Here is a 19,799-nt window from a genome sequence, read left to right as displayed (position 1 = left end):
CAAACATTTTGTGATTAGGTATGATTTCACATCTAAATGTTTAGATAGACTTGATAAGGTTAAATCAGTATTTCTAAATAGTTTGTCGTCAACCATTAATCGTTTTAATTTGTCTGCAATAGTTTTTAATTGTTCCTTTTCCTTTGAAGATAATACAGTTTTTGTTTTAATTATTATTTCATTTCGTTTACCAAACCCTTCAATTCCTAACCAATATGTAATTAGAGCCATTCCAATAAATAAAGGATAGTGGTACCATCGGTTAAAGGCATAATTAAAAAAGAATAAATCAGTCAAAACTGTAATTATAACGAGGATTGAAAACCATCTTAAAATTTTCAGTAATCTTTTAATCCATATGGTTTTCTCTTCAATGATTTCAAAATATTCGTTCTCATTTGGATTAAGTAGTTTTTCTGCTTTAAACGTATAGTAAATAACAAGTAATGCTGAGATGATATACATTGTTGGATAATGCATCCAAACGATATAGCCATAATAACCAAGCCAAGACAAGCTTTCTCTTGTTCCATCCCAAAAGAAATTTTGTGACTTAATAAAATTACTCCAAATAAACTCTATTAAAACTGGCGAAAAATGTATCCAATCTTGTTTAATATTTAATTTAAAATTAGGAGTAACATTAGCTTTAACAAAGAAAAAAATGAGTGCGCCATAAATCCAATTATACTCGAGTAGAATATGATACCATGCGTCATAAAATCCGATATCGAAAAATTTAAGAAGTTCTACTATTAAACGATATGAGAAAAAAAATAAAACACTGGCTAAGAATCGTTTAGCAATTGCATTTATGCCTTTGCTTTTCCAAAGAATAATACCATAGATTAACCCTTGAACTGCACCTAAGGCTAATAATATTATAAGTAAAAGTTCCAATGGTTTCATCAGTATAAAGATACACAAGTCTATTTATGAAGCAATATACTTTTTATAATATGCAAGCAATTCTTCGGCTGAAGCGCCTAACCATTTTTTTATATAAATACTCCAAAAGTGATACTGAAGTTTCCAAACACCATGTTTTTTATATAGTCTTGCTGAGGTTTCAATCTTTTTGTTAATGACTGTAAATTGTTTTCTAGAATACAATTCATTAATAAGCATGTTGTCTTCATAGATGATGTAGTTTTCATCATAACCTCCAATAACTTCAAAAAGTTGTTTGGTAATAAACTGACTTTGATCACCACCTCTGCATGCTCGCCATGAAAATTGAGTGAGCCAGCTTGCTAGTCTGAGCCACCAGTGATTGCTGTCAAATTGCATTCTGAAACAACCCGCTAAATTGCCTTGTTCAACTTCAGAAATAATAGATTGATCATAATATTTTGGAGGAAATGAATCGGCATGTAAAAAATATAGAATAGAATTTTGTGCATGTTTTGCTCCGAGATTCATTTGTTTGGCTCTTCCTTTTTCTGAATGTAAAAGTGTTACGTTTTTAAACTTTTGAATACTTTTTTGGGAACCATCAGTGCTTCCGCCATCAATAACAATGATCTCTAATTGATTTGGATTTTTTGAATTTTTTGTAAGGTGAATAAGAAGTTGCTCTATGACTTCAACTTCATTTAAAACAGGAATAATAATAGAAATTCTAGTCATTCAAATCCCAGTTATAATCCAAATAACTTTTTTTGGCTTTATCTGAAATTTTAATATCGGAATTTTGGTTTAAAAAATCAATCATACTTCCGTTGGTCTTAAAATCTTTAGCAAACCATTTAAATATTTTCGAGAGTTTTATGTTATTTACAGAAAGCTCATTTTTTGAAGTGTCTGAAAGGAATTCTTTAGTTGCAACAGTAAGTTGCGTTTCTAAATCGAATGCTGTAAAAGCTGTGTTCTTAAGCTTAGGACAAGATACAGAGGCACATACAATAGCAAAATGAATTCTTGGTTCGTCCATCTTACGAAGGATTTGATGTTCAATATCATTAAGCGTATACCATTTTGAATCTATTTTCCACAAGCGTTGATCCCATGGTTCTTTTATGTCTTTGATGCTTTGTAAAGGGTAATTTCTTAAAATTAAATCTATTGTAAATGCATTATAAGCATTAATCCAATAAGCCAATTTATCATTCCGAGTCCATAAATTATTTGGAGCATTATTTTGAAGATGTTCTATGTAAGCATAAAATTTTACGCTGTCAGACTTGAATCCTTTATAGTTAACATTGCCATTCACAGAAACGTGTTTTTGTAAAAGTTCATTCCAAGAATTATGACTAATGTTTTCAATAGGTTCTTCGGGAATTTCTATTGTTTCCGTTATTATTTCTTCTGAATTAGGATTAACAGGTTCAGCTACAATTTCTTTTTCTTCTGTTTGTTCTATTGTTGGCTCAGTATCAGGTTCAATTTCAGTAGTGTTGATCTGTTCTTCGGTTTTAGGTGTTGCTCCCTCTGAAGTATTAACAACCTGTTTAGTGCTTCCACAGGACGCTAATAATAGAATAGTTATTAATAAAGAAATTTGTTTAATTGACATTTACTTTTTGCTTAAAGGATATAACTCCTGACTAATAAAACCTTTTGGGAAATGTTCGTCACCTTCAAAACCTAATTCAATATCTTTTCCGCTATGCGGAACATAACTCGTTTTAAAAAGGTAATCCCAAATACTTAAAGTTAGTCCGTAATTAACACCAAACCTAACATGATTTGGTAGTTCTTTAGCATGATGCCAAATATGCATCTTCGGATTGTTGAATACATATTTTAAAAAACCATAATCCCAGCCCAGATTAGCATGATTTAAATGTCCGATAGCAATGGCAAAGAAATAAACAATGGCCACATCTTGTGCATTGTAATTTGCAATTAGAGCAAGCGGAACATAAAGCAATGATTTATAAACAACAGGTTCCACCCAATGGTAACGTAAATGCGCTGCAAATCCCATTTGTTTCACACTATGATGTACTTTATGAAAGTTCCAGAGCCAAGGCAAACGATGGAGTAAGCGATGTGTATTCCATTGCACAAAATCACTTACTATAAAGAAAATAAGTAAACCAAGCCATTTGGGTAAATCATCTGCATTGAAAAGTTGAAGATTTGAAAGAGACAAACCAATAAAGCCTAGAATATCATTCAAAAATTCAGCAGCTGTATTTGATAATGCAATGAGCACAATTAAATTCAACAGGAAAAAATTAAAAAACATATAGAAAGTGTCTAACCAAAAATCTTTTCTAAACAACGCTTGATTTTTTCGCCATGGAAATGCAATTTCTAGAATCCAAACTAATAACGAAATAGCAATTAATCCGTAGAAATAGTTATTCCAATTATTTTGAAATAATAACTCTTGTTTGAGATAATTCCAGTAGCCGGAATAAGAGTTTTTAATAATATCTAGATACTTTTCCATAGACCTTAAAGATACGTTTTTTAAAAAAAATATCGATCTCATGTAACCTTTTTGTAAATTAAAGGTCTTCATACCAAACAACCATAAAAATAGAATTGAAAACACTATCCGACGAAGAACTAATGCTCGATGTCTCTCGAGGAAATTTGGATGCTATGGCTCATATTTTTGAGCGCTATAACAAACGGTTGTTTAATTTTTATTTCCAAATGATAAGAGATAAGGATATTTGTGAAGACATGACTCAAACCGTATTTTACAAAGTTATGCGCTACAGAACATCATATAAGGGTGGACAATTTGTGTCTTGGATTTTTAAAATAGCAAGAAATGTGTTTTCAGATCATTATCAAAAGTCTAAAAAGACCTTAAATAATACAGATTTAGATTTAGTCGCTCATAAAAATGAAGAAAGTAAAATTGAAAAAAATGATGATTTAGCTCACTTGTATCAAGCCTTAAAAGTGCTAAATCAAGAAGATAAAGAATTGATAATCTTAAATAGATTACAAGGTATAAAATATGATAAGTTAGCTGAAATAGTAGGAAGTAGTGAAGGAGCAGTTAAAGTAAAAGTACATCGTATTATAAAAAAATTGAAAACAGTTTATTTCGAAACCATATGATCATGGATTGTAAAAATATTGAACAGTATATAGTAGATTACTTAGACAAGCAATTATCTGAGGAAAAATCACAAAACATTAAAAAACACATAGACTCTTGCCATAATTGCAAAACAATATATGATGAAACGAAAGCGCTTTTTTTAGCTTTTGATAGTGTTGAAGAAGAAGTGCCTAGTGATGATTTAAGAACAGGGTTTTATAAACTTTTGGAGGAAGAGAAGCAATTGAATAAAGATAATGTTGTTCAACTTATATCACATAAAAAAGAATTCCCTTGGAAGCAAGCATTTCAAATTGCAGCTTCAATTATATTGATGTTTGGAGGTTATTTCTTTGGAAGCCATACTTCAAAACAGTCTGCAATTCAAGAAATTTCTGCATTGCAACAAGAAACAATTGAATTACGTGAAGATATGATGTTAGCCATGATTGAAAATCAATCACCAAGTAAACGTATACAGGCCGTAAATTTTACAGAAAACTTTGTTAAACCAGACACCAAAATATTAGAAGCTTTAATAGGACGTATGCAATATGATGGAAATATGAATGTGCGATTAGCTGCAGCAGAAGCATTATCAGAATTTCCAGAATCTACTGTTGTGAAAGATGCCTTTATTGAAGCCCTAACAACCCAGAAAGACCCAAGCTTACAAATAGCGATTATTCAATTTTTGGTAAAAATCCAGGAGAAACGCGCGATTGCTCCTATGCAACAATTATTAGAGCATGAGGATACACCAAGTTTTGTTAAAGAGCATGTAAACAGTGGTATTTCGCAAATTATTTAATAAAAATCAATACAATGAAACATAATACATCAAAAAAACGAACAGGAATTATATTAAATATACTAGCAATATTTTGCTTTATATTTTCAAATGCTCAAGACGATTATACTAAGAGCTTAAAAGGAATTACTAAGGTTCAAATTGAAACAGGAACTACTATTAAGGTAATTGCTGGAACAGGTAATGAACTAAAGTTTAGTAAATATGAACATGACGAGCATGATCATGATCATGAAAATTGTGACCATGAACACAATGCTGAGTGTTATGATTGCGATAAGAATGATGATCGTTCTAAAGGCCTTAAAGCAGTCTACTCTGGAGGCGTTGATAATACTGGGTTTGGGATGTCAATTAGTCAAGAAGGAAGTGTGCTAAAGATTAAGGATTTAAAATCATGGATGCAACGCAATGGCCTTCAAATCACACTGCCTAAAACCATGGATCTTCACATTGATGCAGGAAATATGGGAAGAGCTATTATTGTTGGATTTTCTTCAGAAATTGAAGTCAATACAAATGTAGGAAGTATTTCTCTTCAAGACGTTACAGGACCAATTACTGCTCATTCCAGTACTGGGACAATTGAGGTAGATTTTTCAAGTGTGAGTCAAACATCTCCAATCACTTTGAACAGTTCTACAGGAGCTGTTGATGTATCACTTCCAACAAATACTAAAGCTAATTTAGAACTGAATTCAACGATGGGAACAATTTTTACTGATTTCGATTTGCATAAACCTTCTGACGATGGAATGAAAGTCGTTGGTGCCACTCGTAAAATTGAAAGTAAACTGAATAATGGAGGTGTGAAAATAGTATTACGATCATCTACTGGAAATATATATCTCAGAAAGAAATAATTAATCAAAAAAATCAAGTAAATGAAACATCTAATCATAATTGCATTGTTAAGTGTGGTAACACTTCATGCACAACGAAATGTTGAAATCAAAGAAAGCTTATCAAAAAACCAAGATGTATATCTCGATTTTAAATTTGCTCAAGATATAAGAGTAGAACAAGGTAATAGTAACGAAATAAAAGTAACAGCTTCAGTGAATATTAATGATGGTGAAGGAGATGATGCTTTTAGTATCAAAACAGATAATTCTTCAGGACAATTAAAATTATATTCAGATTTTGGAGATTATTTTAAGAATCAATGGAAGGACAAAAGCCGAAATAATTGTAACAATACAACCGAGATTAATTACGTTGTCATTGTTCCAAAAAACATCAATTTGAAAGTAAAAAGTATTTCTGGTAGTGTATTCATGAATGCTTATGAAGGAAATTTAGTTACAGATTTGATTTCGGGAGATGTTACTATTAAAAAATATAATGGTGAATTACGTTTAAAAACAATTAGTGGAGCACTTGATGTCACAGTAAGTAAAGCCAAACTTAACGCAAAATCATTAACAGGTACTATTTATTCAGATTTAGAATTTGATGAAAGTGAGTCTGAAAAATCTTATGACAAATCACATAATAAAGTTTCAAAACAGATAAAAGGCGGAACTACGCCTTTAGAAATGGAAACTATTTCAGGAAATATTTATATTAGGAAAAGTTAATTGCCAAAATAAAGAAGGAGCTTTAAAAAAAGCTCCTTCTTTATTTTATATACTTAGTTAAGGTTGAGTCGTTTAACAGCAGCCTCCGCCATCATAATGAAATGTCGATTCACTAAAATAGATATCGTCTCTTCCTAGAGATTGTAATGCTCCTGCCGTTTTATCACAAATAGCCAAAGGTTGATTTTTCAGTAAAACGTGTCCAGCCTTATCATCAAAGTAATCATCTTCACCATAATAAATAGCAGCTTTTCCTGTGAATATACATGGTCCATCTTCTGGCATTGGATCTTTTATGGCAGCAACTTCGATAGATTCGATGTAGATTAATTCATCTGTAGGGTAATGCTTTGGATCTAAAATTCGGTAAGGTTTACGTGCTCTAATTTCAATAGTTCCAAAACCAGCATCAGTAAGCGCTTTAACGTAGTCGGCAATTGGTAAACTTCCACTTAAACACAAGGCTCTCAATCTATCATCATTTCTTAGGTCATCATTCATGGGTTGTTCACAAGTTGGATCACTCATTACTAAACGACCATGCGGTTTTAATACACGATGCATTTCTTCAATTGCCTTCTTTAAATCTTCAGCTTTGAAAATATTGAATAAGCAATTTTGAGCAGCCACATCAATGCTATTATCTTCTACTGGAAGATTCATTGCATCTCCTTTTTTTAGATCTATAAATTCAGATTTAAACCAATCGTTTTGGGCTTCAGCTTCAATGAAGTTTTTGCGAGATGCTTCAAGCATTTCATCAACCACATCAACACCAATAACACCACTTTTTTGTCTGTTGAAATAAGAAAATTGTAGTAATTCCATTCCGCCTCCAACACCAACATACAACATTTTCGGATTATTAGTTAAGTCACGAGCATGAACTGTGCTTCCACAGCCATAATTCATTTCTTGCATAATTCGAGGGATTTTCAATCCAGGTAGTTCCCAAATGGGATTCGTAGTACAACATAACCCAACATCTGGTGTTAAGGCTGCCTCTTTATATAAATCGTTAGTAGCATTTAAGTAGCTCATAGCTTATAATTCTTTAATTAATTCTTTAAATAGGGTAATCATATTAGGTTCAGCTTGTCCAGCCATTTCAATAATTTCTGCAATATCAACAGGCTTTAAATTTTCAGGATCACATTCGTCAGTTAAAACAGAAACAGCTGCTGCTTTCATATTTAAATGATTAGCGACAATTATTTCTGGAACTGTACTCATGCCAACTGCATCAGCACCAATAATTTTTAGCATTCTGTATTCAGCTCGTGTTTCCAATTGAGGCCCAACAACACTTGCATAAACACCTTCATGTAATTGAATATTATTAGCTTTAGCGATCTCTTTAAATTTTTTATTGATGTTTACGTTATAAGGCGCACTCATATCTGTAAAGCGTTCTCCTAATTCTTCAACACCTTTAAAAGCCAAAGGAGAACTGCCTTGAAGATTAATATGATCGTCGATGATCATTAATTCACCTTTTTTGAAATTCAAATTAACAGCACCTGCAGCATTGGAAACAAGTAGAGTTTTAATGCCTAATTTTTCCATGATTCTAACTGGAAAGGTTACGTCTTGTAAAGAATAGCCTTCATAGACATGGAAACGACCTTGCATAACGACAACTTTTTTGCCAGCTAAATTTCCATAAATTAATTTTCCTTTATGAAACTCTACTGTGGCCGTTGGAAAATTAGGAATGTGATTATAACTCACTTCACTTAAAATTTTAATTTCATTTGTGAGTTGTCCTAATCCAGTTCCTAAAATAATCCCGATTTCCGGATTTTCAAAACCTTTGTCTTTGAGATAATCTGTGGTTTCTGTTATGAGTTTAATCATTAAGTTGTTTGATTTTATGCTGTAATGTTTCGTTGTTTATGTAAAAGTCTGAAGCAATTAAATCTTCATAAGTGTCAATATCATTTAATGTGTCTAAAATACTAATTGAGATATTAAGTTTCTGTAACTCTTGTAACGTTTCTTTCAATAAGTTTGATTGACTCCATGGTTTGTTTTCAAAAACACAGGTATTCATTTTAGACATTCCGATGAGATAATAACCACCATCTTCTGCTGGACCAAAAACAACCTCAGAATGATCTAAAGCATCCATGCCATTTTGAATGTGTGAGGCACTAATATCAGGTAAGTCTGAACCAATCAAAACGATACGTTTGTAGCCGTCTTCAAAACCTTTTAAAAACGCATTTTTCATGCGCTCACCTAAATTTTTTCCTTGTTGAACTGCTTTATAAGTGTCTTTCCATTTAGTATCAACAATGGCTTCTGAAAAATAAATACGAATATCAGAAACGATTGTTTTGGTAGCGTTTTCAGTCACTTGAACAAGTTCTTTATACACTTCAAAAGCACCTTGATTACCAATAGTTTTAGCAAGTCGTGTTTTTACTTTTCCAAGGTTTATGTTTTTGACAAAAACAATGACTAAATCTTTACTCATGCACCTTTATTCCTTTAGTTAACCATTTACTCCATTCTTTTGAGAATACATGGACGCTATCTGTTACTTTTTTTTGAGTGTTATAAATGGAGAAGTCTTTATTTTTCCATTCAAAAATCCCACCATACAAGTTCTTTACATTTATGTATCCTACTTTCATTAGTTTACTTGCGATAATTTCAGAACGAATTCCTAAAGAACAATACACAACAATATCTTGCTCTTTATTTGGTATTTGATTTATGACTGTGTTAATATCGAAATTGTCATAGCCAACATAAATGGCATTTTTTAAATGGCTTATTTCATATTCTTGAGGTTCTCTAGCATCTAAAATTACAGCATTGGTTTTTGGCATAGCTAATTGCTCTACAGAAATATATGGAACACGTTTTGTGTTATATTTTTCAAGTAATTCAGATAAATTATCTTGAGCAAAACTACACATACTTAATAAGCATAATATGTAAAAAACTAATGATTTCATTTTATGTTACAGTACCTTGACAACTACTACCTGCACCAGCTGTGCATCCATAGCAATGTTGTGATATAACGATATTTCGACCTTCTAGTAAATCTTCATTAAATTCAGAAATGTGCTTTGCATTACTATTAACAGGTAATTCTAACATTTGATTAAAATCACAATCGTACAAAAAGCCATCCCAACTTACTGATAATGTATTTGTACACATGACACTTGAAACAGCTGTTGGATTATAAGCGTCTACTAATTGATACATATAATCTTCATAGTTTTCAGAAGCAATTAAATAATCAAGGAAGCGTGATATTGGTAAGTTTGTAATTGCAAATAGATTATGGAACTCAATTCCGAAATCATCCATTAATGCTTTTTTGAAATCTTTTTCCATAGACATCTGATCACTTGGTAAAAAAGCTCCTGAAGGATTATAGACTAGGTCTAGTCTTAAATCACTACCAGGCATACCATATCCAATAGCATTTAGTTCTTGTAAGGCTTTTATCGATTTATCAAAAACACCATCTCCTCTTTGTTTATCTGTTTTTCCTCTAGTCCAATGTGGCATGGAACTTACCACATGAACATTATGTTTTTTAAAAAACTCTGGTAAATCGTAATATTTTTTGTTTGCTCTTATGATGGTTAAATTAGATCTTACAATAAAATCTTTGATGCCAACTTTGGCTGCTTCTTCAACAAACCATCTGAAATTCGGGTTCATTTCTGGAGCGCCTCCTGTTAAATCTAATGTATGTGCTCCTGAACTTTTTATAACTTCTAAACACTGTTTCATAGTGTCTTTAGTCATAATTTCTTTTCGGTCAGGACCAGCATCAACATGACAGTGATCACAGACTTGATTACACATATATCCAACGTTTATTTGAAGGATTTCAAGTTTTTTTGCTTTTAAAGGAAATTGATTCGTTTCAGTAATTTTTGCTTTAAAAGTTGGCAATTCTCCGTTTTGAAAAATACCGTTTGATAAAATTTCTAATTGTCGATTACTATTTGCTAAATCGCTTCCTTTTTTATGTAGGGATTGGGTCTTTAATTTTGTCATCAACAATTAACCGTCTAATTTATTTACTTTATTCATCATTTGCACACCATGCACTAAAGTTGCGCCACTTTTTATAGCAGCACCAACATGAATGGCCTCCATCATTTCTTCTTTAGTAACACCTCTTTGTAGCCCGTCTTTTGTGTAAGCATCAATACAATAAGGGCATTGTTCAGTGTGCGAAACAGCTAGTGCTATGAGTGATTTTTCTCTAGCAGTTAAGGCACCTTCTTCGAAGACTTTTCCGTAGTATTCAAAAAATTTAGTTCCCAGTTCTTCACTCCATTCAGTGATTTTGCCAAATTTTCTAAGGTCAGCTGGGTCGTAATATGTTTTAGACATATTTAAAGTTTCAAAAGTTAATTTATGTATCTAAAAAAGAGATAATACGTTTTAAGTCGGTATTAATTATCAAACTTAACAGAAAATTAAGCAGAATACTAATTTATTTTTTATCACTCAAATGAAATATGGATTGCACAAAAAAATTCTTACATTTAAATTCTCTTTTTATTAGTAATGAAGAATTGGATTGAACTCTTATCGGAATTTAAAAAACAACAACAACCAGTTGCTTTGGTTACTGTAACAAAATGCTTGGGGTCAACGCCCTGTGTTGTGGGTTCACGCATGATTATAACCGATGACAAAGAGCTTTTTGGTACAATTGGAGGCGGAAAATTAGAATTTTTAGCGACTGATGAGGCTATGAAATCACTTGCTGAAAATAGAATAATTAAATCTAGTTATACCTTAGGGCCAGAGTTTGAACAATGCTGTGGTGGAAAAGTTGAATTTATGATAGAACCTATGAATCAATCTCCAGAATTATTTTTATTTGGCGCTGGACATATTGGAGTCGAAATTGCCGAAATTTTAGTAGACACTCCTTTTGATGTTAATCTAATCGATTCTCGAGACGATTGGTTTAAGAGTTTTGCATTAGATGAAACCATTAAATGTTGTCAAGTCAATATCAATGATTTTAAAACATTTAGAGATGCTGTGAAATGGGGGAAAAACTGTTATATTTTGGTGTTGACTCATGATCATTCAATCGATTTTGAAGTTGTAGCGATGGCACTTCAAAATGAAACTAAATATTTGGGTTTGATAGGAAGTAAAACTAAGCGTGTTAGATTTAATAACATGCTAATAAAAGAGATGAATATTCCAGAAGGCATGTCTAATGTGATTTGTCCTATTGGATTACCGATAGGAGGAGATACGCCTAAAGAAATAGCTATTAGTGTAGTGGCACAATTACTGGAAGTTCATTACAAAGCATGAAGAACAATAAATCTATTGTAGATAAATTAACTGCGCTTTGGGCTTTAAACGAGTCTGGTCTTGGAGGGTTTTTACATGTGTTCAATACACCTTTTACTGGATTAATAGTAGGAGGAATTGCGATTTTACTCATTAGTTTAATTGCCTATTATGCAGAAAATAAATGGAAAGCAATTTTAAAAGCGTTGCTCATTGTTTTAATTATAAAAATGGCTGTAAGTCCGTATTCGCCATTTGGAGCTTATGTTGCCGTGAGTTTTCAAGCACTTTTTGGAGCCTTATTGTTTTCAAATTTTTCATGGAAAGGTATTACATTATTGGTTTTAGGTGTGGTCACGTTTTTAGAATCTGCACTTCAGAAATTACTAATACTAACTATTGTTTACGGAACGAATCTTTGGGATGCTATTAATATTTATGGAGATTGGGTTCAGAAGAAATTAAACTTTGTGTCTGAAACGTCTACAACATCAGTTTTAGTAACTACCTATCTTTTAGTTTATGGGGTTTGTGGGATTTTAGCTGGTATTTTCATAAAAAGCTTGATTAAGATTATTGCAAATAAAAAGAAAGAGAATTTTTATTTGAAACCTGATGATTTTGAGTTGACTAAAAGCGTATCAAAAACGTCTTTTAAAACTAAAATTATTTGGACTTGGTTATTCACAGTTACTTTAATTGTTTTGGCCTTTACATTTTTTGGAGGTGATTTGTTTGGCTGGAAAATGGGAGTATACATGATGCTACGTAGTTTCTTAATTTTACTACTTTGGTATTTGATTATTGGTCCTTTTCTACTAAAACTAGTTCAAAAATTTCTTACTAAAAAGAAGTCTCATTATCAAAGTGATATCTCAGATGCAATGGATTTATTTCCGTATTTCAGAAAGATTATTACTTATACTTGGCGAGATACAAAACATTTAAAAGGGTATAAACGTTTTAAATATTTTATGGCGAATAGCATTTCTAATTGTATACATTTTAAAATTGCTACGGAATGATTTATATCCTAACAGGAGCTATCAGAACAGGAAAAACAACAGCATTACTAAATTGGGTTAAAACTAGAAACGATGTCGACGGATTGTTATGTCCTGATGGAGAAAATGGTAAGCGATATTTTCTGAAATTAAAGCTACAAGATAAATTTCCTTTAGAGACTGATTCCAAAGCTAATGATGTTATTTCAGTGGGTGATTTTTATTTCTTAAAAGCTGCTTTTGAAACGGCAAATAGATATTTGAAGACATCAGCTGAAGATGCTAATAAATACTTAGTCATCGATGAGCTGGGTAAATTAGAACTTAAAAATCAAGGCTTACATCATTCAGCGGAAACGATCATCCCAAAGTTTAAATTCAATAAAGAACAACATCTAATTTTGGTCGTTAGAGATTACTTATTAACCAAAATTATGGAACATTACAGTTTGTCAAACTATGCGATCATTAATATCAAAGACTTAAATGCATTACACTAGCTGAAAAGTGTTTCGCTTAACGCATAATAAATTGCCATTAAAGCAGAGAAAATTGCGCTTCCTAAAAAGCGCCATTTGAGTTTAAATCGATTTTGAATGATATAATTAGCAACAAAAGAAATTAAGATATTTGCTAGAAATGACCAAAAAGCAATAGTCAATAAATTCCAACCAATTGCATCTGATTGTCCAGAGAATAGTTTTATAAATAGTAAATGTCTAGCAATCCATAACGGATTAAAATACAGAATTGCTAATCCAGTTTTGGTCAAAGTAGCCTTCAAGCCTTTTAAATCTTTCGTTTTTTTTACAATCCAATCGAAGTAATTGGGAATTTCAAAAGCGTAAACTGTGGCTCCAACAATCATCATTCCTAGTAAACGATACCAAGAAAATTCATCTAATAGACATGCAGCAATTGTATCTCCAGCACTATAAATAAGTGCGCCTTTAAGAATGTTTTGTTTTTTATAATGGAGTTTGATAATAATTTATTTTTGGTAAAGACTCATGAGTACTTTTTCAGGTGTCATAGGTGCATGGAATTTTAAATCGTAATTTGGATTAAATGCTTTAATGGCATTCTGAATCGCAAAATATGCGCCAATACCATACATTAAAGGAGGTTCTCCAACAGCTTTAGATTTTAAAATAGCTAAGTGATGACCTTTAGTTTCCACAGGTATAACTTCAACAGCTTTTGGCACAGAAAATATATCAGGAATTTTATAGGTGGATAAGGCATTTGATAATAATCGTCCGTCATCATTATAAGCGATTTCTTCCATAGTCATCCAGCCGATGCCTTGTGCTAAAGCACCCTCAACTTGTCCCAGGTCTATGCCTTCGCTCATGCTTTTTCCATAGTCATGAACAATTTTCACAGAATCAAATTCATAAGTGCCACGAGTACAATCTACAGTAGTCGTTATGATTGCGGTTCCGTAAACATGATAAGCAAAAGGATGACCTTTTTCTTTCGTTTTATCAAAATGGATTTCAGGTGTGGCATAATGTGCGTTTTCTGTCAGTGCAACACGTTTTAACATCGTTTCACTGATAAGTTCTGTCCACGACATTTCTGATTTTTCACCACTAATATGAACGTGTTCATCTTTTAATTCGATGTGTTCTTCTGAAACATTTAACGCTTCAGCTGCAACAGTTTTCAATCGCTCAAGTAAAGCATTACAAGCTTTTAAAGTTGCCTTTCCGTTTAAATCAGCAGTAGAACTCGCTGCAGAAGGAGACGTGTTTGCAACTCGAGTAGTATTAGTGGTTTCAATTTTAATTTTTTCAATAGGAATCGAAAAAACATCAGCGGCAATTTGCATCATTTTGGTGTTCACACCTTGTCCCATTTCTACTGCAGCTGTGCTTATTCCAACACTGCCATCAAGATAAATATGAACCAAGGCTCGAGCATGATTCATTGGTGTATTAGTGAACGAAATACCAAATGTAATTGGCATTATTGCCAGACCTTTTTTGAAGTTTGAGTTTTGAGCGTTGAAATCATCAACTTCTTTTTCTAAACGTTTAATATCGAAAATAGATATAGCTGAATCCCAAGTGTTCTTAGCCTCTACTTTTTTAGCTATCTGACCGTAAGAAAATGAATCATTTTCATCTAATAAATTTACTTCTTGAATCGCTCTTGGAGTGACGCCAATCTCATGAGCTGCTTTGGCAATTGCAGATTCAATGACAAACATGCCTTGTGGTCCACCAAAACCTCTAAATGCTGTATTTGGAGGTAAATTTGTTTTACAACTAATAACAGTAGTTTCCACATTTGGTATATAATAACTGTTTGTGGCATGAAATAGTGTTCGTTCAGCAATAGCAGGAGATAAATCGGCTGCAGCTCCAGAATTTTGAAGAAATTCTGCTTGGTATGCTAATATTTTTAAATCTTTAGAAAGTCCGATTTTATAAGAGCTTTCATAAGGATGACGTTTTCCAGTCATTCGTAAATCGTCGTGACGATTCAAAATTAATTTCACTGACTGATTTAAATGATACGTCGCTAAAGCAGCCATAACAGCCCAAGGTGTAGCTTGGTCTTCTTTACCACCAAATCCACCACCTAAGCGAGTCACATCCACTTCAATTTTATGCATTGCAACACCAAGAACATTAGCAACCGTTTTTTGAACAGCAGTTGGTCCTTGCGTTGAAGAAGTTATTTTTATGTTGCCGTTTTCAAGAGGTTCAGCATAAGCACCTTGCGCTTCAATGTATAAGTGTTCTTGTCCGTTAGAAAAGGTTTCTCCTTCAAAAATAAAATCACAATCCTTGAATGCTTTCTCTGAATTTCCAAGACTAAAAGAACGAGGAGCATTAATAAAACTTCCTTTTGCTTTAGCTTGTTTTGCAGTTGTGATTACAGGCAGTTCTTCAATATCTATTTCAATTAAACCTCTGGCTTTCCTTGCTATAAATTCAGTTTCAGCAACAATTAAGGCAATTGGCATTCCCCAAAAATGAACCTCTTGTTCAGCAAACAAAGGTTCGTCTTTAATAATGCCTCCAATTTCATTTTCACCTGGAACATCTTTATATGTGAAAATACGTTCAACACCTTCTAAAGCTTCTGCTTTAGAATAATCGATATCTTTTATTTTTCCGTGCGCTTTTGGTGAATCAAAAACCACAGCATGAAATGTACCTTGTCTAATATTAACATCATCCACATATAAAGATTCACCTCTAACATGTGTGTATGAATCTAAATTTTTAATGCTTTGTTTTAGAGATTTTGAAACGGCATCTAATTTAGAATCAAGTGTATTATTTGAATTGTTTTTATGCATGCTCAACAAAATCATTTAAATTAAATTGCTCAGGGAATATTGATGTGAAATGCGCAAAAAATAGTTGTCTTGCCAGAAGGCGCTTATAATCATTTGTACCACGAACATCGCTTATTGGTGAAATTTCGCTTTGAAGCATATCACTAGCATCCAAAATAGTTTTAGAAGATAATGGTTTTCCAGATAAAAATTTTGAAGTATTATGCAAATACTTCGGAATTGCTGCAACTCCACCAATAGCAATATGTGCTTCTGTAATTGTATTATTAATTAATGTAATTTGAATTGCAGAATTGACACTTGCAATATCTAAATGAGTCCGTTTGCAAACCTTTTCAAAATTGAAATAAGAATTTTTTTGAGGCAGTTGGAAGTGAATGTCTTTCAATAATTCGCCTTCCTTTAAGTCATATGTTTTATAGCCTTGGTAAAAATCTTTAAATGCAAGATTTCGATCAGGACCATCTTCACTAGTAATTCCAATTTCACTATTAAGGGCTAAAAAGAATATAGTCATATCTCCAATAGGTGAAGCATTTACAAAATTACCACCTAAGGATGCCATGTTTCTAATTTGTTCTGATGACACTAACTTTAAGTGTTTTTTTAAGTTTGGAAAATAGTTATTTAATGCGTTGTGATTCCATAAATCTGAAACTGTAGAATTGGTTCCAATGGTGCAAGTTTCATCCTTGATGCTAATGCCTTTTAAATAATCTTTTTCAGCAATAAGGTGAACCTCATTATCTGCTAGATGATCTGCTTGTTGTACATATAAATCTGTACCACCAGACACAAACTTACCTTTGGGTTGGTTTCTGTCTCGAGCTTCTAAATCTGAAAGTCGCTTAGTAATGGTTTTAAAATAGTCTGGAATAAATTCGTTTTCTATTAACCAATTAAAGTTGATGTCTTGTTTTTTGTTTTTGAGATGCTCAACTGTTTGAATAGCTGCTTTTTCGATGGCTTTGTAACCTGTACATCTGCAAATGTTTCCACTAATAGCATCTAGTGCATTACTAAGATTATTTTCTGAATTAGATAATGCAAAACCAGTAAGAGCAACTACAAAACCTGGTGTGCAAAAACCACACTGAGTAGCATAATTAGCTTTCATAGCTTCCTGAGCAGTGGTTAGTTTGTTTTTTAGATTTGTGCCTTCGACAGTCACAATATGTTTTCCATGAGCATTACCCAATGGTGAAATACATGAAGTAATACTTTGATAACTCATAGTATTATCTTCTAAAGAGCCAACTAAAACAGTACATGCACCACAATCGCCTTCACGACATCCAATTTTTGTGCCTGTAAGTCGTTGTTCATAACGAACAAAATCAAGCAAAGTCATTCCTGAATGCTTTGAAGTTGTAATAGTTTTGTTATTTAAGATGAATCTTATCATCGTCTAATATTCTGTTTTGTCTTCTTTTTTAGTCCACTCTTGAAATGGTTTTAACGCAATGTCTCGTGCTAATTGTTCAAAAGGGATGCTTCTTTCTGTATAAGGTAGAGGGATTTCTTTATAAATGAATTCATCATCAAAGCCAATATTTGCTGCATCAACTTGATTACTTCCATAATAGACCTTTTTAGGTCTTGCCCAGTAAATGGCACCTAAACACATAGGACATGGTTCGCATGACGTATAAATTTCACAATCATCTAATTGAAAGGAATTCAAATTTTTACAAGCGTCTCTAATTGCAGTGACTTCAGCATGTGCAGTAGGGTCGTTGGTTGAGGTAACTTTATTATTTCCGCGTCCTACGATTTTTCCATCTTTTACTACAACACATCCAAAAGGACCGCCTTCATTGTTGTTCATTCCTTTAAGAGCTGCATTGACAGCTTCCTGCATAAATTTATCTTTGCACATTTTAAAAATATTTTACCGAAAAATACAAATCATTTTAAGTATATCTTAATTAGAAAACAGATTTATTTTGCAAAAATGATTAGTTTCGGATACAGCAAAATTTACTGTATGATTATTTATAACTTTATTTTCTTTGTTCTAATGGTTTTTATAGGGTATGCATTTTATAAAAAGTACTCAAAAGCAGTAAAGCCTTTTCCAAAACATTGGGACCAAATTTTGATTAAAGAAGTTGAGTTTTATAGACAGTTAAGTACAAGTAACCAATTGCGTTTTCAAAACCGAATGATGCAGTTTTTGAGTGAAATTTATATTGATAGTGTTGAAGTTGAATTAACAGAGTTAGATGAAATATTGATCGCAGCAAGTGGTGTTATTCCTGTGTTCTCATTTAATGATTGGCACTACACAACATTAAGCAGTGTTATCATTTATCCTAATCATTTTAACGAAGACTTTGAGTTTTCTCACAAGAGCCAATCTAAAAGAATTGCAGGAGTTGTTGGATCGGGTCGACTTGAAGGAAAAATGATACTATCCAGAAAAGCCTTGCATCACGGATTCAAAAATGATAATGATGGAAGAAATACTGCTATTCATGAATTTGTTCACTTAATAGATAAAATGGACGACTCAGTAGACGGTATTCCTGAAATTTTGATGAAAAACCCTAATGTTATTCCATGGTTAGATTTAATTCATAAGGAAATGAAAGCCATTTCAGAAAACGACTCTAAGTTAAGGGCTTATGGTGCAACAAATCAAGCTGAGTTTTTTGCAGTTGCTTCAGAATATTTTTTTGAAAGTCCAGAACGACTTCAAAAGAACCATCCCGAATTATACAATGCAATGTCTGAAAAATTTAAGATGAAGTAAAAGTTTAAAACCAAAAAACCCGATTCAAATGAATCGGGCTTTTAGTGGTGGTGCCTCCAGGAATCGAACCAGGGACACAAGGATTTTCAGTCCTTTGCTCTACCAACTGAGCTAAGGCACCAGTCGTTTTAAACGAGAGTGCAAATATATATGCATTTTTAGTATTACCAAAAAGAAATTTTAAAAATTTATAGTCTTTGAATTATAATAAGAGTTAGCATCTTTGTTTAGAGGCCACTAATATGTTATTTTTTGGTTAAACCGACGATAAGTTTTTTTGCATTTTGTATGTTTACAGCTTATTGATTTACAATGAATTTAATCGTAGATGTAGGTAACACCTTAGTAAAAGTAGCAGTTTTTCATAACAATGAAATGTTTGAGAAAGTGACAGTTAGGCACGACGAATTTTTGAATGCTGTACAACAAATACTTATCAAGTATCCTATTATTTCTAAAGGAATCATTTCTTCGGTCGGAAAATTAAATAGCCATCATGTTCAAAGTGTTAAAAATGAGATTCATCTATTAATACTAGATTCAGAGACCAAGCTTCCTTTCAAAAACAGTTATAAAACGCCAAAAACTCTTGGTGTTGATCGTATTGCTTTGGTCTGTGCTTCGGTTAGACAATGCTCTGATAATAATGTTTTAATTATTGATGCAGGAACATGTATAACATATGATTTTATTACTGATAAAAATGAATATCTTGGAGGTGCAATTTCACCAGGTATTAGATTGAGATATCGCAGTTTAAATAATTTAACAGCAAATCTTCCGTTATTAGAATCTAAACTTCCAAAATCACTAATAGGAAATACAACAGATAGTTCGATACATTCTGGAGTCGTATTTGGTGTTTTGAAAGAAATGGAAGGTGTTATTTACGACTACAAAGAAAAATATCCAGATTTAACAGTTATTTTAACAGGTGGTGATACCAATTTCTTGTCTAAACAATTAAAAAATGGCATATTTGCGAATTCAAATTTTCTTTTAGAAGGTTTGAATTTTATT

Annotated in this window: 23 protein-coding genes and 1 tRNA gene; 9 read left to right on the top strand and 15 right to left on the bottom strand. The window is 32.4% G+C overall.

Going from position 1 to position 19,799, the window contains the following annotated elements:
- The 4 genes from AB8B90_RS10755 to AB8B90_RS10740 all read right to left on the bottom strand — a co-directional run.
- The coding region (locus AB8B90_RS10755) for an AraC family transcriptional regulator (RefSeq protein WP_405336720.1) at positions 1-909 on the bottom strand (909 nt) is incomplete at its 3' end.
- A 24-nt stretch (positions 910-933) separates the two neighbouring features.
- Positions 934-1,629: a TIGR04283 family arsenosugar biosynthesis glycosyltransferase gene (locus tag AB8B90_RS10750; RefSeq protein WP_405336718.1), complete on the bottom strand. Its 696-nt coding sequence runs from the start codon at positions 1,627-1,629 to the stop codon at positions 934-936.
- On the bottom strand, positions 1,622-2,518 hold the full coding sequence (locus AB8B90_RS10745; RefSeq protein ID WP_405336716.1) for a DUF547 domain-containing protein: 897 nt from the start codon (positions 2,516-2,518) through the stop codon (positions 1,622-1,624). The genes AB8B90_RS10750 and AB8B90_RS10745 overlap by 8 nt, the downstream gene beginning before the upstream one ends.
- Positions 2,519-3,403: a sterol desaturase family protein gene (locus AB8B90_RS10740; RefSeq protein ID WP_405336714.1), complete on the bottom strand. Its 885-nt coding sequence runs from the start codon at positions 3,401-3,403 to the stop codon at positions 2,519-2,521.
- 95 nt (positions 3,404-3,498) lie between these two features.
- On the opposite strand from AB8B90_RS10740, the gene AB8B90_RS10735 reads away from it, so the two are divergent.
- The 4 genes from AB8B90_RS10735 to AB8B90_RS10720 are packed head-to-tail and all read left to right on the top strand — an operon-like array spanning position 3,499 to position 6,403.
- Complete coding sequence (locus tag AB8B90_RS10735) at positions 3,499-4,029, top strand: RNA polymerase sigma factor (RefSeq protein ID WP_405336712.1); 531 nt, start codon at positions 3,499-3,501, stop codon at positions 4,027-4,029.
- A gap of 2 nt (positions 4,030-4,031) precedes the next feature.
- Positions 4,032-4,823 carry a HEAT repeat domain-containing protein gene (locus tag AB8B90_RS10730; RefSeq protein ID WP_405336710.1) on the top strand — a complete coding sequence of 264 codons (792 nt, stop codon included), beginning with the start codon at positions 4,032-4,034 and terminating at the stop codon, positions 4,821-4,823.
- 14 nt (positions 4,824-4,837) lie between these two features.
- Positions 4,838-5,686: a DUF4097 family beta strand repeat-containing protein gene (locus AB8B90_RS10725; protein WP_405336708.1), complete on the top strand. Its 849-nt coding sequence runs from the start codon at positions 4,838-4,840 to the stop codon at positions 5,684-5,686.
- A gap of 21 nt (positions 5,687-5,707) precedes the next feature.
- Positions 5,708-6,403, top strand: coding sequence for a hypothetical protein (locus AB8B90_RS10720; RefSeq protein WP_405336706.1), 696 nt, complete (start codon positions 5,708-5,710; stop codon positions 6,401-6,403).
- A gap of 72 nt (positions 6,404-6,475) precedes the next feature.
- Here AB8B90_RS10720 and arsM read toward each other — a convergent pair whose 3' ends face one another.
- Genes arsM through AB8B90_RS10690 form a run of 6 tightly spaced genes read right to left on the bottom strand, consistent with a single transcriptional unit; the run spans position 6,476 to position 10,777 of the window.
- On the bottom strand, positions 6,476-7,444 hold the full coding sequence (arsM, locus tag AB8B90_RS10715; protein ID WP_405336704.1) for an arsenosugar biosynthesis arsenite methyltransferase ArsM: 969 nt from the start codon (positions 7,442-7,444) through the stop codon (positions 6,476-6,478).
- Positions 7,445-7,447: 3 nt separating this feature from the next.
- Positions 7,448-8,260 (bottom strand): purine-nucleoside phosphorylase, encoded by an 813-nt coding sequence (locus AB8B90_RS10710; protein WP_405336702.1) that lies wholly within the window; start codon positions 8,258-8,260, stop codon positions 7,448-7,450.
- Positions 8,253-8,882, bottom strand: a complete 630-nt coding sequence (locus tag AB8B90_RS10705; protein ID WP_405336700.1) for a TIGR04282 family arsenosugar biosynthesis glycosyltransferase — start codon at positions 8,880-8,882, stop codon at positions 8,253-8,255. The genes AB8B90_RS10710 and AB8B90_RS10705 overlap by 8 nt, the downstream gene beginning before the upstream one ends.
- Positions 8,875-9,369, bottom strand: a complete 495-nt coding sequence (locus tag AB8B90_RS10700) for a rhodanese-like domain-containing protein (RefSeq protein WP_405336698.1) — start codon at positions 9,367-9,369, stop codon at positions 8,875-8,877. The genes AB8B90_RS10705 and AB8B90_RS10700 overlap by 8 nt, the downstream gene beginning before the upstream one ends.
- A 1-nt stretch (position 9,370) precedes the next feature.
- Positions 9,371-10,435, bottom strand: coding sequence for an arsenosugar biosynthesis radical SAM (seleno)protein ArsS (gene arsS / locus AB8B90_RS10695; protein WP_405336696.1), 1,065 nt, complete (start codon positions 10,433-10,435; stop codon positions 9,371-9,373).
- 6 nt (positions 10,436-10,441) lie between these two features.
- Complete coding sequence (locus tag AB8B90_RS10690; RefSeq protein WP_405336694.1) at positions 10,442-10,777, bottom strand: arsenosugar biosynthesis-associated peroxidase-like protein; 336 nt, start codon at positions 10,775-10,777, stop codon at positions 10,442-10,444.
- A gap of 177 nt (positions 10,778-10,954) precedes the next feature.
- Between AB8B90_RS10690 and xdhC the strand changes: the two genes are divergently transcribed.
- Genes xdhC through AB8B90_RS10675 form a run of 3 tightly spaced genes read left to right on the top strand, consistent with a single transcriptional unit; the run spans position 10,955 to position 13,208 of the window.
- A complete protein-coding gene (xdhC, locus tag AB8B90_RS10685) occupies positions 10,955-11,725 on the top strand; it encodes a xanthine dehydrogenase accessory protein XdhC (RefSeq protein WP_405336692.1) in 771 nt (256 codons plus the stop codon).
- On the top strand, positions 11,722-12,729 hold the full coding sequence (locus AB8B90_RS10680) for a hypothetical protein (protein WP_405336690.1): 1,008 nt from the start codon (positions 11,722-11,724) through the stop codon (positions 12,727-12,729). The genes xdhC and AB8B90_RS10680 overlap by 4 nt, the downstream gene beginning before the upstream one ends.
- Positions 12,726-13,208 carry a nucleoside-triphosphatase gene (locus AB8B90_RS10675; protein WP_405336688.1) on the top strand — a complete coding sequence of 161 codons (483 nt, stop codon included), beginning with the start codon at positions 12,726-12,728 and terminating at the stop codon, positions 13,206-13,208. Before AB8B90_RS10680 ends, AB8B90_RS10675 begins: the two co-directional genes overlap by 4 nt.
- Here the strand turns inward: AB8B90_RS10675 and AB8B90_RS10670 are convergent.
- The 4 genes from AB8B90_RS10670 to AB8B90_RS10655 all read right to left on the bottom strand — a co-directional run bounded on the left by AB8B90_RS10670 (position 13,205) and on the right by AB8B90_RS10655 (position 17,903).
- Positions 13,205-13,579, bottom strand: coding sequence for a hypothetical protein (locus tag AB8B90_RS10670; RefSeq protein WP_405336686.1), 375 nt, complete (start codon positions 13,577-13,579; stop codon positions 13,205-13,207). The two genes, AB8B90_RS10675 and AB8B90_RS10670, sit on opposite strands and share 4 nt — an antisense overlap.
- Before the next feature lie 120 nt (positions 13,580-13,699).
- On the bottom strand, positions 13,700-16,024 hold the full coding sequence (locus AB8B90_RS10665; protein ID WP_405336684.1) for a xanthine dehydrogenase molybdopterin binding subunit: 2,325 nt from the start codon (positions 16,022-16,024) through the stop codon (positions 13,700-13,702).
- Positions 16,017-17,429 (bottom strand): FAD binding domain-containing protein, encoded by a 1,413-nt coding sequence (locus AB8B90_RS10660; protein ID WP_405336682.1) that lies wholly within the window; start codon positions 17,427-17,429, stop codon positions 16,017-16,019. The genes AB8B90_RS10665 and AB8B90_RS10660 overlap by 8 nt, the downstream gene beginning before the upstream one ends.
- Positions 17,430-17,432: 3 nt before the next feature.
- Positions 17,433-17,903 carry a nucleoside deaminase gene (locus tag AB8B90_RS10655; RefSeq protein ID WP_405336680.1) on the bottom strand — a complete coding sequence of 157 codons (471 nt, stop codon included), beginning with the start codon at positions 17,901-17,903 and terminating at the stop codon, positions 17,433-17,435.
- A gap of 108 nt (positions 17,904-18,011) precedes the next feature.
- On the opposite strand from AB8B90_RS10655, the gene AB8B90_RS10650 reads away from it, so the two are divergent.
- Complete coding sequence (locus AB8B90_RS10650; RefSeq protein ID WP_405336678.1) at positions 18,012-18,779, top strand: zinc-dependent peptidase; 768 nt, start codon at positions 18,012-18,014, stop codon at positions 18,777-18,779.
- 45 nt (positions 18,780-18,824) lie between these two features.
- Here the strand turns inward: AB8B90_RS10650 and AB8B90_RS10645 are convergent.
- Positions 18,825-18,900, bottom strand: a tRNA-Phe gene (locus AB8B90_RS10645).
- Positions 18,901-19,091: 191 nt separating this feature from the next.
- Between AB8B90_RS10645 and AB8B90_RS10640 the strand changes: the two genes are divergently transcribed.
- Positions 19,092-19,799, top strand: a 708-nt coding sequence (locus tag AB8B90_RS10640) for a type III pantothenate kinase (RefSeq protein WP_405336676.1), incomplete at its 3' end; no start/stop codon positions are given.

This window comes from Psychroserpens sp. (assembly GCF_045105015.1).
Taxonomy (GTDB): Bacteria; Bacteroidota; Bacteroidia; order Flavobacteriales; family Flavobacteriaceae; genus Psychroserpens.
Note: the sequence above shows the minus strand (reverse complement) of the source record. Positions and strands in the feature narration are given on the sequence as shown.